General features: G+C 56.0%; 11 protein-coding genes. 5 read left to right on the forward strand and 6 right to left on the reverse strand.

Annotation, left to right across the window (positions count from 1 at the left end):
• From V7Z75_RS13260 to V7Z75_RS13280, 5 genes are all read left to right on the forward strand, one after another.
• Nucleotides 1–1,173: conjugal transfer protein TraG N-terminal domain-containing protein (locus V7Z75_RS13260; RefSeq protein WP_334109140.1), on the forward strand; the 1,173-nt coding region annotated here is incomplete at its 5' end.
• A 151-nt stretch (nucleotides 1,174–1,324) separates the two neighbouring features.
• The gene (locus tag V7Z75_RS13265; RefSeq protein ID WP_181127537.1) at nucleotides 1,325–1,498 is read left to right on the forward strand and encodes a hypothetical protein; all 174 of its coding nucleotides are present in this window, start codon (nucleotides 1,325–1,327) and stop codon (nucleotides 1,496–1,498) included.
• 20 nt (nucleotides 1,499–1,518) lie between these two features.
• Nucleotides 1,519–2,730, forward strand: coding sequence for a leucine-rich repeat domain-containing protein (locus V7Z75_RS13270; protein WP_181127538.1), 1,212 nt, complete (start codon nucleotides 1,519–1,521; stop codon nucleotides 2,728–2,730).
• Entirely contained in the window at nucleotides 2,727–3,632 is a 906-nt protein-coding gene (locus V7Z75_RS13275) for a JmjC domain-containing protein (protein WP_181127539.1), read from the forward strand. Before V7Z75_RS13270 ends, V7Z75_RS13275 begins: the two co-directional genes overlap by 4 nt.
• The gene (locus tag V7Z75_RS13280; protein WP_334109144.1) at nucleotides 3,632–4,663 is read left to right on the forward strand and encodes a radical SAM/SPASM domain-containing protein; all 1,032 of its coding nucleotides are present in this window, start codon (nucleotides 3,632–3,634) and stop codon (nucleotides 4,661–4,663) included. The genes V7Z75_RS13275 and V7Z75_RS13280 overlap by 1 nt, the downstream gene beginning before the upstream one ends.
• Before the next feature lie 99 nt (nucleotides 4,664–4,762).
• Here the strand turns inward: V7Z75_RS13280 and V7Z75_RS13285 are convergent, their stop codons facing one another.
• The 6 genes from V7Z75_RS13285 to V7Z75_RS13310 all read right to left on the reverse strand — a co-directional run bounded on the left by V7Z75_RS13285 (nucleotide 4,763) and on the right by V7Z75_RS13310 (nucleotide 16,423).
• Nucleotides 4,763–5,398 carry a 4Fe-4S single cluster domain-containing protein gene (locus V7Z75_RS13285; protein WP_228529678.1) on the reverse strand — a complete coding sequence of 212 codons (636 nt, stop codon included), beginning with the start codon at nucleotides 5,396–5,398 and terminating at the stop codon, nucleotides 4,763–4,765.
• Nucleotides 5,352–7,214, reverse strand: coding sequence for an AAA family ATPase (locus V7Z75_RS13290; RefSeq protein WP_334109141.1), 1,863 nt, complete (start codon nucleotides 7,212–7,214; stop codon nucleotides 5,352–5,354). The genes V7Z75_RS13285 and V7Z75_RS13290 overlap by 47 nt, the downstream gene beginning before the upstream one ends.
• The gene (locus tag V7Z75_RS13295) at nucleotides 7,211–8,356 is read right to left on the reverse strand and encodes a hypothetical protein (protein WP_181127542.1); all 1,146 of its coding nucleotides are present in this window, start codon (nucleotides 8,354–8,356) and stop codon (nucleotides 7,211–7,213) included. Before V7Z75_RS13295 ends, V7Z75_RS13290 begins: the two co-directional genes overlap by 4 nt.
• Nucleotides 8,357–8,360: 4 nt before the next feature.
• A complete protein-coding gene (locus tag V7Z75_RS13300; protein ID WP_194770506.1) occupies nucleotides 8,361–10,760 on the reverse strand; it encodes a PIN domain-containing protein in 2,400 nt (799 codons plus the stop codon).
• Nucleotides 10,757–14,506: a DEAD/DEAH box helicase gene (locus tag V7Z75_RS13305; RefSeq protein WP_334109142.1), complete on the reverse strand. Its 3,750-nt coding sequence runs from the start codon at nucleotides 14,504–14,506 to the stop codon at nucleotides 10,757–10,759. Before V7Z75_RS13305 ends, V7Z75_RS13300 begins: the two co-directional genes overlap by 4 nt.
• Before the next feature lie 378 nt (nucleotides 14,507–14,884).
• Nucleotides 14,885–16,423, reverse strand: a complete 1,539-nt coding sequence (locus tag V7Z75_RS13310; protein ID WP_334109143.1) for an IS3 family transposase — start codon at nucleotides 16,421–16,423, stop codon at nucleotides 14,885–14,887.
• Nucleotides 16,424–16,463 lie beyond the last annotated feature (40 nt).

Here is a 16,463-nt window from a genome sequence, read left to right on the forward strand (position 1 = left end):
ACCGGCTGGTCGCAGTCCTTCAGCACCATCAACAACCAGAGTGCCAAGGTGCCGGTCTGGTGGGGTTTCATGCATGCGCTCTCGCGCGCCGTCACGGGGGCCTCGGTGGCCGCGATCCCGTGCGGCACCGACCTGCGGCAGATGCGCATGGAGATCGACGCCACGCGCATCGACGATCCGGTGCTGGCTCAGGATGTGGCGGATTTCTCGCGCGACTGCTACGGGCCGGCGCGCGCCAAACTGTTCATGCAGCGCCCGGACCTCGATGAGACGCAGATGCACGACGTGACCTGGATCGGTTCGCGCTTCTTCACGGACACGGGCGGTTACTACGACACCTACCGCTCCAGCACGCCGCGCGACGACTGGCCCTACGACAGCACCCGCGATGCGGGGCTTGCGCAGGTGGCCAGCGGTGGCGGCTACCCTAACTGCAGGCAGTGGTGGGCCGATGGCAGCAACGGCCTGCGCGCGCGGCTGCTGGGGCAGGTGGACCCGAGCCTGTTGAATCGGCTGGCGGGCTGGGCCGGGTTCCTGAGCCGCGCCGAAGTGGACGATTCCGTGATCCGCGCGATTGCCTCGCCGCGGCAGCAGAAGCTCAACCAGGGTGCGGTCTATACCGACTACGGCGGCCAGATCGACAAGACCTTGCCGAACATCGTGACGCGCGCGGCAGGCGATGTCGGGATGGCCGTGGGGGCGATCGCCGCGTTCCCCGCCATGGACGTCGTGCGCCAGGCGTTGCCCATGGTGCTGGCCTTGCTCAAGATGGCGCTGGTCATCTGCATCCCGCTGGTGCTGGTCGTGGGCACCTATGACCTGAAGACGGTCATCACCGTGAGCGTCGTGCAGTTCGCGCTGTTCTTCGTGGATTTCTGGTTCCAGCTCGCTCGCTGGGTCGACAGCACCATCCTCGATGCGCTCTATGGCTGGGGGTTCGGCTGGAACCGGCCGCACAGCAACTTCGACCCGCTGGTGGGACTGAACAATGCCTTCGGCGACATGCTCCTGAATTTCGTGATGGGGACGATGTTCCTGGTTTTGCCGACGTTTTGGGTCGCAGCCCTGGGATGGGCAGGCGTAAGAGCCGGTGCGCTGGCACAGAATCTGGCGACGGGATCAAAAGAAGCGAAGGACGGTACTTCGTCGGGAGTCAACAAGGTAACGCGGTGACAAGCTCTATGACCGTGGCGGGGGACTGCTCCACCATAAAATCGACAAAACCCCGTAATTTTGATACAAACTCTTGCAGAGATGCCGCAACTGCCTTGTTGGCACTACTACGTGCGCAGGGCTGTCAATAATCAATACGAAGGAAATGACCATGCAATTGATTGAGCTGAATAACAATGTAATGCCGAACGGCGCTTCTAATGAAAATGTCTTGCGTCGGGAGGTTTTGAAACTGAGTGATCTGGATGCTGAAGCGGTGTCCGATCTGTCAGGCATGTTCGGCATGTGGAAAGAGGCCGACCACTGCGACAAGGACTTTAGCTGATCTGCTGCTCGCAATTTCGCATGGATGAATCCCTGCTGCTCGTCTCGGGGCTGCCCAGGGAGACCGAGGGGGAAGCTTTACTCGTCGAGGCCCTGAGCGCTCAGGGCGTCAAGCCTCATCTTAGTCGACTGTCCGATCACGAGCTTGCAACGCGCGATGGTGCTAGCTATCCGGTTGTTGTGCTGCTGTTGCCGATTTTTGGCGACAACGATCTTACGGACAAAGTACACATTCACCTCGCCCGCCTAGCGTCGTGCGATAGTTATCGTGAATGCGCCATTGTGGTGGTCGCGCATGGCGATCGTCATGCATCAGACGAATTCGTCACTCCCGAAACGCCATTCAGCATCAAAGTCAGTCGTCTTTTCAGTGGTGTCGGCATCTTTGAGATGCTGGAGATCAAGCTCGATCGGTTCACCGCTGTCGCCCTGGCTAGCGAGATTTTGAATCTAGCCGATGCGACGAGCTTTAGCGATGTATTCGAATTGAACTGCATTGCCCGCCTCTTGCCGCGAGCGCCCCAGTGGAATGCGCGCAAGCGTATGCTTGACTTCTACGACTCCTGCGCCGGAATCAGCCTTTTGAAGCCTGCCGAGCGTGCAATTCGGAAGCGTATCGCAAGCCATATTCAAGTAATCTCTCCACGCATCCTGAAGATGACTCACGCCGGTCTCGGTGACGACGCGCTAGATGATCTGGGGGATACGCTTCATGCTGAAGTAATCGATCTTGGCAGTAATGCTTTTTCATGGGATGGACTTGTGTCGAAGTTGGACACTTGTCGGTGGCTTGGCTTGGCGGCAAACGGCATCAAGCAGATGCCCCTCACGCAGCTGCCGCGAGGACTAGAGTATCTCTATCTGCAAAAAAATGATCTTCATGAATTTGCAGCGATGCCTGTGGAAGTGGCACGAATTAAGTCGCTCAGCCTTTATCGCAATCGACTGACTACCTTTGATTGGCCCGCAGGGCACTCGGCCCTTTCTCGACTCAACCTTGGTGCGAATCCGCTCGTATCCCTGCCCGAAACGCTAAGTGAGTGTGCCGCACTGGAGTCTCTTGGCTTGGCCAGAACGCAGATCTCGTGTTTGCCTGAGTGGGTCTTTTCCATTCAGAATCTGCGCGAACTAGATATCAGCTACATCGAAGACCGGATTCCGCCAACACAGATCGCGCATCTGCGCGCACGACGTGTATCGTTAATTACACGGCCCGGTTTGGTAATGCCATGAGTGAAGAAACCAATTCCCTCCTTCAGTTCCTGCTGGGCGATATGCCAACGCCACGCTTTTTTAGCGAGGCCTATGGTAAGCGCCCGCTGCATATCACTGGTTCGCCAGACAAGTTTGCGCATCTCTTTGCGCTGAGCGATCTCAATGCCATCCTCAACTTTTCGTCGCTACTGTACCCCCGCGTCCGAGTCACCGATCATCGCAACACGCTCCACAAATATGATCTGATCGACGACAAGGATCGGTACAGCAATAACCTCAACAACGAACTGAATCGGAAGAAGATTCTGCTGGCCATCGCCCGTGGCGGCACCCTCGTATACGATCGCATCCAGGAGTGTCACCCGCCGCTTGAGTCATTTGTCGACCAGCTCAGTGAAGAGACTCAAACCCGCGTAAGCGTCAACGGTTACTACACTGCTCGGCGTACGCAGGGGGTTAACGTTCATTTCGACCGGCACGATGTTTTTGCCATCCAGATCCATGGCAGCAAGCGTTGGTTTTATCGCGAGGACTCGCATGTGCTGTCTCGCTCGATGCGCCACCAGTCTGTACCGCCGGTGGATGAAAATTTCACTGGCTGGCAGTCCGTGCTCTTGAAGCAGGGCGACGTGTTCTATTGCCCGCGGGGGATCTGGCACTTTACGCAGACAGAGGAAAATCATTCCGCCCATCTGGCGCTCGGTTGGTATCCGTTGACGCTCGGGGATTGGATCAAGAAATTAGAGTCGTATCCGGAGATTGGGGAGCTGCTGGAGGAGTATGTGCAGCAACCATGCATGAAAGGCACTTCAATGCAAAACACCACCGCGCTCGACAACCTGATTAATGCGTTGCGTAACGAGGCCAGTCGCCCCTTTCCCCCGCTCACGCGGCCACGACCATATCTCGAGCTGGAATGATGGAGCAGTTCTATTTCGTTATCACGGAACGCTGCAACCTAACGTGTTCGCATTGCATTCGCGACTCATCTCCTTACCGCGACGAAACTGCGGAAACTGGCATGATCAAAAATGCGTTAACGCAGATTGCGCGCAGCCATCCAGAAAGCCTGGTGTTGCTGAGCGGCGGAGAGCCGACGCTGCATCGTCATTTCCGGGAGCTACTTGATTTCGGGCTGCAACTCGGACTGTCCATTACCATCAATACGAATGGAGTGACCTCGTTCTTCAACGAGCGGACGCTGAAGGAGCTGCCACGACATGCACGTCTATCCGTGCAAGTATCGTTGGATGGCGACGAGGCGATGCATGACGCAATTCGCGGCCCTGACTCCTACCGTAAGGCCGTGCGAACTCTACGAAGACTCGTAGAACATGGCATTCGCTGCAGCGTCTCAACCACGGTCGTGGATGTCGACTTCATGGCACGTGCTGATGCTTTCATCGCCTCGTTGGACGTGCTCGGATTGGCCCATATTGCCATCAAACGGGCGACTTATGCGGGCAGGGCTGCGAGCGGTGTACACATAGATGGGAGAAAGTGGAACGAACATGTCTACCGTTTGCGAGCGCTACCGACGAAGACGCGCCTGAAAATGACGCCAATGTACGACTTTGATCGACTCGATGAGCTTTCAGATGATGTACTGGCCGCGCTTGAATTGCCCCCGTCGGCAACAAATTGCGGGGCAGGTACGGCGAAGGTCTATATCTATACCAACGGAGACGTGTGCTCGTGTACCTGCTTCAAGGATCGGCCGATGGGAAATCTGTATCGATCAGACCTCGACGTAATTCTCACTAAGCCGTCGAGCATTCAGGTCAAGCATCCCGCTTGCAACACTTGTCGCTATTTCAGGCTGTGCCGCGGTGGCTGCTTAGGCAGCGGCTATCAAACTACGGGGATAATCGGAATGCCCGACCCGCGCTGCCCCAAGGTCGCCAGCCCAGACGGGCGTCGCGAAAAAATCATAAATTTACAGCACCTTTAACCAGAACGGGAGCCCACATGTGTTTACTGAAATAGCGCTTAGCTGCAAGGATTTATATGAAACATGTGAGCCAGAGTTGGAGCTCACCGGCGAAATCAATTAGCGCACAACCCTTTCTGGCCACCCATTTATAAACACCGACCCATCTGTTTTCAGGCGAATCTCAAGCACTCGCTCGACTTTGTCGTTGGATTCAATTCGCACATCATAACGCTCCGTCAAATAATGAAATTGTTGATTGGTAGAGCCAACCCAGCGGCGATTCCGATCTGGTAAATCCGCCTCATACGGGCCATCCACTAGCACATCCGTATAGCGAAGAAGTTGATCAACGCCAGGTAGTCGCATCGCATCAAGCTCATTTTTTGTATACCCACTGAATACCATCACCGATAGCCCCAGTGACTGGACTCCTTGAGCAACGACAGCCAAACCTTGTGCTTGCAACATGGGCTCGCCACCGAGAAAGGTCACCCCTTCAAGATCGTGCGCATGATGCGCATTCCTCAGCCAGTCGAGAACCGATGAAGCCGAAACAAGCTCACGCTCAGCCAGCTGCAGATACGCCGGGTTGCAGCAGCCATGACAACGTTTGTTGCAACCTTGCACCCACAATGCAGCTCTTCGCCCCGGCCCTTCGGCTTCGGTGCAAGGTAGGCGAGATGCCATGTTTAACCAATGCACAATTTCACTCCAGCTCAAATAGCAATTTGCCACCTGCAATATGAATTTCAATTGCTTTCCCCCGAATCTGATCAGGGGTGGCCATTTGTGCAAACAGAAAATCGGCCAGTGGATCAATTAGCTTATTGGTAAGCGCATTGGGGACGCCGCGACCACCCGCTCCCCGATCCACTTCTCTGATCAGTAAAGCTAGTATCTCGGCCTCCTTGACCAGTCTCAGTTCAGAAACACCCCATTTATCCTTCAGCCCTTTGCGTAGCGGCTCCAACTTGGCACGGGCAATGTCAATCAAAAAGCCATCGTCACGCATGAAGTTGAATGGAATAATGTTGGCCTCACCAATTCGCCCTAACAATTCTGGGCGCTTCAGCTCGTGTACGAAGTGATGCCGAACCTTTTGGATGAATTCATTGCGCACATCCTGACTTTCATAACTGACCTCGGCTGCGCCAATGTTCGAGGTGAAGACGATGACAGTATCCGAAAAAATCACCGTTTCGCCCTTGCCATCCGTCAAGCGCCCGTCTTCTAGAATTTGCAAAAACTTGTCGAGAATGCGGGGATGTGCCTTCTCAATTTCATCAAACAATAACAGAGAAAACGGTCTTTTTTTGACCGAATTGGTCAACTGCCCACCAGCCTCGTAACCCACGTAACCTGGCGGTGCACCCACCAATCGCTGGTCAGCATGCTCGTGATTGAACTCTGACATGTCGAAGCGAAGGCAGGCCTCTTCGTCGCCGAAGAGAAACTCGGCAATTGATTTCGCCAATTCAGTTTTACCGACGCCCGTTGGGCCGACAAAAAACAACACCCCCTTTGGAGTGCGTTGCCTGTATGAGTGTTGAAGCCCCGATAGTCCCGTGAAGGCGCGCACGAGAATGCGGCGCACCGACTCAATGGCTTCCCCTTGACCTTTGACGCGCCGCCCCAGCGTTTCGACAATGGTCTGAAGTTTTTTGTGATCCAGTTGCTCCCAAGGACTGTGCCTGCGGCCATGGCGATACAAATTGAGTAGAGACAGCGCACTTGAGACTTCGGTCTCTTGTCGTGAAAGTCGTGCGAGATTGTGAATGTCGCGAATACTCTGTCCCTCCAGTCCATCAACGAAGTCAGCCAACTCACGCCCGCCTTGCTGCAAAAGGGGCTGTAGTCGAAACACTTCTTTCAATCCCAGTACAGCAGACTCGCGAATTTGCCTGGTCGGCAAGGGAATTGCTATTTCCCCAAATAGTGGATTGTTCAAGTAGAGCGATGGTGGCAACACATTCAAGCCCCCACACAACAGCACCAGCAGTGATTGAGGCTGCCCAATGTTTTCAACATTTCTAACCACAGCAGCATCACGGGTAGCCTGCCCTAGGCGCAGCAACCATCCGCGCTCATTCTCACTCAACGAGTTGGCGCTACCAAACAAGTATTGCGTCCAATCCAGCACAAAAGCGACTGGCTTTTCGGCACGAGGTTGTCGTAGCCATTGCGCAGCAACAGCCAGAAAGTCATCCGCGCTTGCCGAAATGCCGCTGGATGCGGGGCTCGGCACAGATGTAGGAGGCAATTCGCCCATGTCATAGGCGCTCCCCTCGGACGTGCTGCCTCTCACTGCATGTGGCGTAACGGAGCTTTGCAATTCTCCCCAAGTCCTCGCATCAATGCCACTGACACCATTGATGCGGTTCCAGAAAACCACATGCTGGTACCCGCGCTGACGCAGTAGGCTCTTCAACGCGGTCGGCAAAGCAATCCATTGCCCTGGCGCTTCGGGATCAGATGTCAAATCACCCGTGTTGCCATGCAATATCACACCGCGCCGTATGCCGCATTCGCGACGAAAGTCTTCCTGCCACGGCAACAAAACTGAACTCATTTACTTCTCTCCTGTGTCGCATCAGGGTAAGGGCGAGCATCCTGATCCAGATCATCGGGGTTGACCCATATCACGCGCTTGTCGCTCAGGCTAATCCCGTAAGCATCTTGTAGCGTTGCCATGACAGGGGCGACATCTTTCTCGCACGTTTTGCCTTTGTACTGATGAAACTTGTAGCTGAGATGGCCGCTCAGGTTGACGCGGAAATCCGCCTGCGCGCCAGCAGGACGACGGGCGCGAATCAGTACTTCATCTTGCCCTTGTGATGTGAGATGTTCGGGGCCATCCACGACAAAGCCAGCTTGTTGCAGAGACTGATACACCGCCCGCACAACTTCACGACGCTGGCTTTCGCCCACGGCTGCTTCATCCTGTTCTTGCGCCAGTTGGTTCAAAGCTTCGGCCTGTTCTTCAGGAGCCAGTCCTGTCGCATGAGCCAACGCCTCGCGCAGCTTTGCGGCACGTTCGCCACCGCCCATATTCGCTTCATGTTCCAACTGCTGTCTTTGCAGCGTTAGCACATCGGTCACGGCATCTCGCTGCGCACGCTTTTTCATTTCCAATAACTGGCATTCAGCGTCCTCTTCATACCGTTGCTGAACTTCGCGCAAAGCGGATGAAATTTGCGCCGGGGTCATGTTATTGCCAGCATTGCCAAGTAGTCGCCCGCGTAGTTGCTGCAACTCACCGAACGCAGCATTGAGTGCGACTGGTGTGCTCCAACCGCTCAAGCCTTCGCGCCAGGCCGCCTCAAGTTCTGCCTTCAGCTGCAACTGTCGTTCGGCCTCAACTTGCTGCGCTTTGCGGAATGCCTCGACTGCGGCCAGCTCCGCTTCATGACGGGAACGGCGCTGCTCGCGCGCAAGCCGTGGGAACCCATGAAATCGACCACCCAGGGAACGACTCATATCTCTGGCGGCAAACGGGTCGGAATCCAGCAAAGCCTCCATGCGCCTGAGTTCAGAGCTCAGCTCACGAAACTCTGCTGGAATAACGTCGCTCAGCCCTTGACTAACGACATCATTCAAGATGCTCCGATAGCGCTCCACAAAAGGGCGTGTTGTTTCTCGCACACGCTGCCGATCAAGCTCTTGTTTACGCTGTCGTTCAATTCGATAGCGGTACTCATCAGCTCGGCTCATACTTTTATCTCCTTTTATTCTTTTGTTTGTTTTTCATCTGAACGTGCGCTTCCGAAGCAGCAGCTGGAGCAATGCGCGAAGACGCATATGACCTGGAATCTTGCGTATTCAAACCAAGAGACTTCGCTTTGTTGCGTAGGTTGATGTCATTACTCACAAACAAAACTTCATTCAGCCGGAAGAACAACGCAGTTGAAAGAATGGCATGATCGGGTTGCTTGGCATCCCACTCTGCGGGCAGCAAGGCCGTATATTCTTTTTCATGGCGGATGCGATATGAGGTCGCATCCAACTGGCGAATGGCTGCGCGCGCCTTGACCGCACGAGCATCATCTTCACTAGTCTTCAAGCCATCCAGCTCGCTCAGAACGCGATGAGGGACAAGCGGAATATCTTCGGAAGGAAGATCCTGTAAAAGCTCAGGACTTTCCATCAGAGCGCTGGTGTCGAACACCACAACGCGGTGCCCAATCTCAACCGGGGCCAGCTTGTCCTGAGCCAGAAAATTCCAGCTTTCCACTGCTTTATTCAACGCATCCCAGAGGGGCGATGATGTGTTTAAAGCGTGAAAATGCTCAGTCGCTTTACGCCAAGCGCGCACGGCATTCAATGCACCTGGGGTCAGGGTGCGTACATCCATTTGGCCATTACCAGCCGCTTTCAACGCCTGGTCGCCAATACTCCGGTAAATATCCTGGACGGCTCTCTCAATAACTTGCATTGGTTGCTGTACGGCGTGTGGGCCATACAGCTTCAAATCTTTGCGCTGCAATGCGTGCTCCAGCCACACTTGCCGCAACTCGCTGGAAAGCAATTCTTCTGGAATTTCAGTGGATGAAGGCAAAGCTGATCGCAGCTTCGCCAATGAGTCCAAGGCAAGAATGGGGGCCGCATGAGGCAGCAACGCAGCTTGCAACGACGCTGCCTTGTCGGCAGACAAGACCTGAGCTATCTGGATTAATAGAGATACGACATCATCAGGATCAAGCTGATTGGGCGTATGTCGCAACGACTCATCCATAGCTTTCGACAGAACCTCTTCCCAAGCAGATTTCCAGTCTTTCCTATCTGGCCGCCACAATCCAATTGCTTGTGTAGCGGGCTCGATCAACGCCACCAGATCATCCAGAGGCCGTTCGGCACGCGCGGCAAGCCACGGCCACACCGTTTCTCCGATTGCATCGACATCCCGCCATGCGACGGGCATGAGGGCAATACGTGGATCATCGGAGTGCTCGCAAGCCCCCTCCAAATCTCTGCGCAGCTTGGCCCAAAGCACGGTTGCAGCATGGTCACTCAATGTCACCGCTAGGCCACACAGGCGCGGCTGTCCAGCCCAATAGAGGCGGAGGTTCCCGGCTACTTCTACTTGAGCGTTCGCTACGCCGCTCTGTGGCAGAGACAAGCTACGAAATCCCGTCATAATTTCTGCTGGGGTGGGCACGAGCAGTGTGAGCACGGTCGGCTGTTTGCCACTGGCAACCAGTTCTGGTGCGTTCACTTCAGACGATAAAACGATGGTGGGTGTTGCCGCATCCGCCGCAACGCCTTGCGTAACGATGCACAACCGCGCTCTGACTGCACCCCTATTAGTTGCTGTAATGGGACGGGCAGTACGGGCATCGCGTAAAACAGAAGAGCCAATGACGGGCAGAGAAGCATTCGGTTCGCTTGTCAGTGCGCCAGCAAGCAGAATTTCCCATGCCAGTTCGGATTGTGCTTGCTCCAGCCAGCGCTGCAATGCGGCATCACGCGGAGCACTCGCGGACAGCACACCATCCTCGCTGCACGAGATTTCGAGCCTGCGCTCTCCCCATCCAGATAGCTGAACCACGGGCGCAATGCGGTCTACAACTGTCGCAGGGTTTTTCCAGTCATAAGTTTCCTGCGCTATGGCGCGTTCGACTTGCGGCAACGGATTTTGCGGCCTCAAAGCGTTGTCGACGAAGCTCATGCGGCTCATGTTGCCTTGGCTCTGCAGCCCACCATCCCTCTTGGCCGGTTTGATCTCATCACCGATAGGATCGTAGTGATGACTGACTTTGATCGTGCGCGAGCGCACCGGCAGGCTGTCGCTGCGCAAGAATTGCAAGCCATCGGCAGTCAATTCAAGCTCAGTTAGACGCACCTCGAGCATATCAAGGGCGTAACGCTTGGGCAGAGCACCCAAAGCGGAAAGTTCAGATACGCAGCCCTCCAGCAGTTCACGCACATCGCCTGCGCCCAATTGATCCCGGAAAACACCAAGTAAGGACAGGCTCTGTTTATCAGGTAAATGGAGCCCAGGATCACACAGTCGCAATACCATCCGTTCAAACACCGTGGGTTTGCGCTCGGTGTGATAGGTCACCTCGGATTCAATGCGATACAAGGGCAAGGGAACGGAAATTTCTGCCAGCTTCATGCGCGCGCCCCCCGATTACCTCCCTTGTCGCCCAGGGGCGTAGCCGCTCGGTTGGGTGGGGCATTGAACCTGCCACGTTGCTGTTGTGGCTGCTGGGGCAGCATATCCGGTGACATCAACTGCCTTGCCGGAACTAGCCGTGCATCGCGCTCCAGTTGATCCAGAATGTCCTTGTAAACGGCTCGCTTCACGCTGCCTGCGCTGTCCATACGCGGCAAATCCACCTCGTAGGACGCATACATGCTTTTCGCGCCGAAGACGACCAGCAGCGCCTGCGCGCGCGAAAAAGCCACATTGATAAATTCAAATCGAGCGACATTGGCCTTGCTGGAGCGACGCCGAGGCTGATTGCCCGAGCGCAAAGGATCGTACCCATCGTGGCGCACCATGCTGACCAGCACGATTGACTTTTCCTTTCCCTGATAGCGAATCACGGTATTGACCTCAACATCGAGGCATTCGAATCGACCGTTGGAACCCTGTGGACGGCGGCGACGGATGGCGGCACGAATTTCTCGGCATTGGTTGGCATAGAAAGACACCACGCCGACTTTGCGTTTGTTTGTACGTGAGTAGCCTTGCGCAGCGGATTGCTGTTCGATTTTCTCTAGCGTTTCGGCAATCAACTCCGCTTCCAGCTTATTGGTGCGCCGTGGCTGGTTGCCGTCCATGTCTTCACGGTGAATCTGGTTGTGCAGGTTGTAGGTTGTGTCCACCCACAACGCATGGTCATCCGGGGTGAGTAAAGGTGAGCCGCCGTCCACATTCCTCAATGTCAGTCCGTGAACACGGCGAAGCTTCTGGTCTGGATCATCGTCAGGTCGAAGGAGGCCGCATTCCAACTGCCCTTCGTAAAAGTGGTTCACCATCGCCATGATTTGCGGGTGCATGCGGAACTGCACATTGAGGCGTGCGCGGATGGCATCGTCCGCCATCTCGAAATGCGACTTGAACAACGAGGCTGTAACCATCTTCTCAAAGCGGCGCAGGTTGTCGCGGGTCAGCAAGGTTTGCGCGTCGGCAAGCTTGCCAACGCTGTTTTCCTCTGCGTTGGCCGCTTCGCTTTCTTCTACTTCATCCATGAAGCTACGAGCTTCGTCGCCCTCCTGAAACAGCGGCGGCAACTGGCGGTGGTCGCCGACCAACACAGCGCGGCGCGCACGCATCAAGGGCATCAGCAATTCAAGCGGCGTGGCCTTGCTCACCTCATCAATGATGGCAACATCAAAACTCGCCTGCCCAGCATCGTCCAACGTGCGTTCGTTTTCATTGCAGCTAATGGCCACCACATTGCAGCTCGCCAGAAAATCCGCGCCCAGATGCTGCCAGTCCTCTGCTGAAGCGTTGTTGCGGCTCAAATCACTTTTCCAATCATCCAGCAACGGCCCCCATGTCTGGCGTTGGTATTGCTGGCTGGCCTGACGTTGCTCCAAGACTTTGATGATTTGGGCGACGGTTTCGATGCGCTGCGACAAAGTCGCAGCAGGCTCCAGCGGCAAGCGATTGCCTTGCGTGATCGCCTCATCTTGCAACAAGGCCTGAACCTTCTGCTCATGCTGCCTGTGCTGCTCGACCCAGCCATCGATCTTGCTTTGGGCGTTGCGCTCTTGGTTTCGCGCGGCTCGCACAAGGCCATCGTTCGGGGCTTCAGGTGTGGGCTGAGACAATTGAGCCTGCGTGGATTGCTTCACGATTTCGATGGCCTGATCGATGACCGTCCGCGTCCTCTCCAATGCTGTTAGGCTGACATCCATTTCGTCTGCCAGTTGAGTCGCGTTCTTAATCGGAGCGCACCATTCGGACGCTTGGCGAAACAGGCCGTCATAACGGCTGCGCTCCAAGCCCACGCCAGCCTGCTCCAAATCTTTGAGCTCCTTGCGCGCGGCTCTCCAAGCATTTACGTAAGCGTCGTCCTTCTCCATCTGCTCCTCCAAGGCTTTGACCTCACTTCGGAGCGATTCAATACGTAACCGGGTGCTGGCATCCTGAATCGGGCCGCCCGCTGCTTCGCGCAGGCGACGAATGTCCGCATCAATAGCTTCTCGCTCATTCGTGAAACGCCGCCACGCAGCCAGCATATGCGCCAGCATTGCGCCCCGACTGCCTGGATGGGCCAGCCAATCGTCCATCGAAAATTTCACGAGCAATCCTGCAGCCTCGCAGGAAGCAAGGCCTTGCGCCAGATTTCTGGCAGGCTCATCCACATACCGCAAGTCGCCATGCAACGTTTCGGCTTTGCCATGCAGCAAGGCCTGAATGCTGTGCAGGCGCTGACGTTTGGCCTTGTCCTCATCCAGCATCGCACAGGCAGCGTCATACGCCTGCTGCGTCTGCGTTGTCTGGCTGCGGGCCGATGCAAAGTCCGTTTCAAGCTGCCCACGTCTGGCGCTCAACTCCTTCTCGTCGTGCAACACAAAAGCCGCGCGCTCATGCCACTCCAGCAAGAGACGCAAGTCTTCGTCACCGCGCTTCCACACTGCAAGACGGTCTTCGGTTTGCCCGGCCAAGGCCTTGTAGTAACGCTGCAAGGCTGCCTGCCCCGCGAAGGCCGCTCCATCCTCTGTCACCTTGCGTTCATTCCGCGCCAACCGCACTACGCGCAAAGAACCGTCATGCCCCAACCTGTCCAGCGCATTGTCCACTGCGGTATGCGCCTGGGATGCTAGCAGCACCCGCTGCCCGCGCCGCGCCAATTGGACGATGGCTTCCGCGATCACAGTGGTCTTGCCCGTGCCCGGCGGCCCTTGAACCAAGCACAAATCCGGTGCAGACAGAATCTTGACCACGGCTTCTTTCTGGGCCGGATTGAGCTTGTCATTGGCCCACTGGGTCACCGGCTCCAGACGTTGCGGTACGGAAACCTGTGCAGCCTCGAACAGATAATCAGTTAAATACGGCGCATAGCCACCCTGTTCTTGCAACTGTCGCAACGCCTGTTGATGGCGCTTGATCAGACTCATGTCGCCTGCCGTTGAAATGGACAGAAAACCGGACTCCGGGATTTGACTCAAGATGCGCTGGCGCAGGGCATCCGGCTCCTCGGCATTGGCGAGGTCATTCGCGTCGTCTTCGGTCAGTGAGACGGTCAGCTCGGCAAATACGGGCGCAGGCCAAGGACACTCCGGCAAGTTGCCGTCCTTGGGTAATTGCCTGTCTTTCGGCAACGATGCAGGCTCTGAGAGTTTGCCAGCCTGCCCTAGCCGAGGAAGGCGGCGCTCCTCCCTTTCAGGCAATCCGAACACCCACGGTTCTTTGGATTGACCAACCTGAAACGCCACCAGATCATCCCGCCCCAAAGCCTTGCGGTCTTTTTGCAAAGCCTGTGCGCTCTGCGCGACCAAGGAAAAAACCAACTGCTCGTCACGCCATTCACGGCTGATGTAGCGCAAGCCGCGCGCCTTGTGGCGGATGAGGCTTTCTTTCCATCGAAGAAACTCAGTCCACTCGGTCAACTGCTTTTCGGTTTGCTGCGTGATTGGCGGCAAGTCGGCCAACAGTTGCGGCGTGAGCAGGTTATTGACGCGCTGAATGCGCCGCTGACCGGGCGCGGATTGCAAGCTGTCATGCACGGCAAATGCAGTGACTTCGCGCTCGAAAGATCGCACAGGTAGGTCGGCAGTCTCGATGAAACCATTGATGAGAAAGAGCGGTGAAGAAGATTCGGTGGGCCAGCTTCCCGTGGCGATGAAGGCGCATCCGTCTGGGAAAGGCCAATCCCGCCCAGCGGCGTTTACCCGAATCGCCATCTGTGCGTATCGTGGATTCTGCTTGTCCCGCTGCCGATTGGAAACATAGCCCGTGATTGGCATATTGTTTGGGAAGAGCAGCTCATATAAAACTTCCATCCCTTCACGGCCGTTGCACCAGTTTTTGAATGTCTGATGGCGGCGCTGAATATCAGCGATAGCTCGATTAAGTCCTCTGTTGCCTAGGTCAAGCGCAATATACAAATTCATCAAAAAAACATAGCCTTGTTAGTCGTCATACGGATTGTTGGGGTCATGCGGGTCGAGGCGATACCCGTCCGACGAGTACAAGCCGAATCCTGCTTCACCATGGCGCAGTTCGTCGCGTGGTTGCGAAAAATCATCACTGGGGGGTGCAGCGCAATTCTTGGACTGGTTTCAGTTGATTAAGCCCAGACTTTCGCGGTACTCGATGGGGCTGAGGGAACCCAACGACATCTTGATCCGTTTTTCGTTGTACCAGAGGATGTACTCGTGCACCGCTCGGATGAACACCTCAATGGTGGTCGACTTCCAATCCCGGGGGTAGAACATCTCATTCTTCAGGCGCCCAAAGAAGCCTTCGCAGGCCGCGTTGTCCGGTGAGCACCCCTTGCGCGACATCGACCGCGTCAGCTTCGCACTGTGCATCCGATCAAGCCAGCCCGGCCACCGGTAATGAGCTCCACGGTCGGAGTGAATGATCGGCTTGCTGTCGCACGATTGCACCGTGTCAATGGCCGCATCGAGCATCGTGTTCACCAACTCAGAGTCCGGTCGGGTGCCAAGCGTCCAGCTCACCACCATGCCATCGAAGCAGTCGATCACAGGCGAGAGGTAAACCTTTCCTGCCGGTATCTGGAACTCTGTAATGTCGGTGAGCCACTTCTCATTCGGAGCCGCCGCCTGGAAGTCACGATTGAGCAGGTTGTCTGGCGCAGGGCTGATCTCTCCGAGGTAGGACCCGTATCGACGCTTCTTGCGCGCGGGAACAATCAATCCCTCCTGCTTCATCAGGCGCTGCACTACTTTTTCAGACAGGTGCAACTGGCGTCTGCCCAGCGCCGCCCGCATACGCCGGTAACCGTAGCTGCGGTGGTTGCTCTGAAACACATCGGCAGCTGCAACGCGGGCGTCAGCATATTTGTCAGGCCTTCGCTGGCGGGCGCAGTGGTAGAAGTAGGAACTGCGAGCAAGGCCAAGTTCGCCAAGTAGCTCTGCGAGCGAATAGATCGGCTTGAGGGCGTCAACCAGCAGAGTCTTCTCCCGATTGCTCAGGAGCTGAGGGTTGACGCCCAGGCCTTTTTTTAGCAACTCATTGGCCTTCTTCAAGATGTCATGTTCGAGCTGAAGGCGGTGAATGCTCTGTTGCAGCGACTCGACCTGGCGCTGCAGTTCGGCAACATCAGGCACTGGCGGTGAATTGTTTTGACGTTTCATGGATGCGGGTACCTCGCGGCCGAGCAACTGGTTCTTCCAGTTGTACAGCGTAGGCCGACACACCGCCAGCTTCTGGGCGATTTCTTGTGCGCTGGTCTTGCGGGTGCAGAGCTCAATCACCGCTGCATTTTTAATCGCGTCGGGGTGCAGGGTGTTCGGCGCCCGGCCGACCATTCGATGGCGAACCTCGGGGTGCAGCTCATCAATCCACCTGGTCAGTACCTCCCGACCGGGATATCCCAAGGCGCGCATGGTCGAGGCAATGCACCGATCGTGTTCAAGGTAGTGCTTCACCGCCGCATGCTTCTGCTGATCGGAGTACTTCTGTCCCGTTCGCGAATACCCGATTCGCAGGTCCTGGCTCTGCTCGTACTCCCGGTACCAGCCAATGAGGGAGTTCTTGGTCGGATAGCCCAGTTGGCGGATGGTGGAACTGAGGCGCTTGCCAAGCTTGATGTAGAGCTTGACGGCTCGGATTCGGTCTTCGTACGAATACATGAACTACCTCCAAGTAGTCCAAGTTTTTAGCCGCATCCCC

This window comes from Methylobacillus sp. (assembly GCF_036844465.1).
Taxonomy (GTDB): Bacteria; Pseudomonadota; Gammaproteobacteria; order Burkholderiales; family Methylophilaceae; genus Methylobacillus.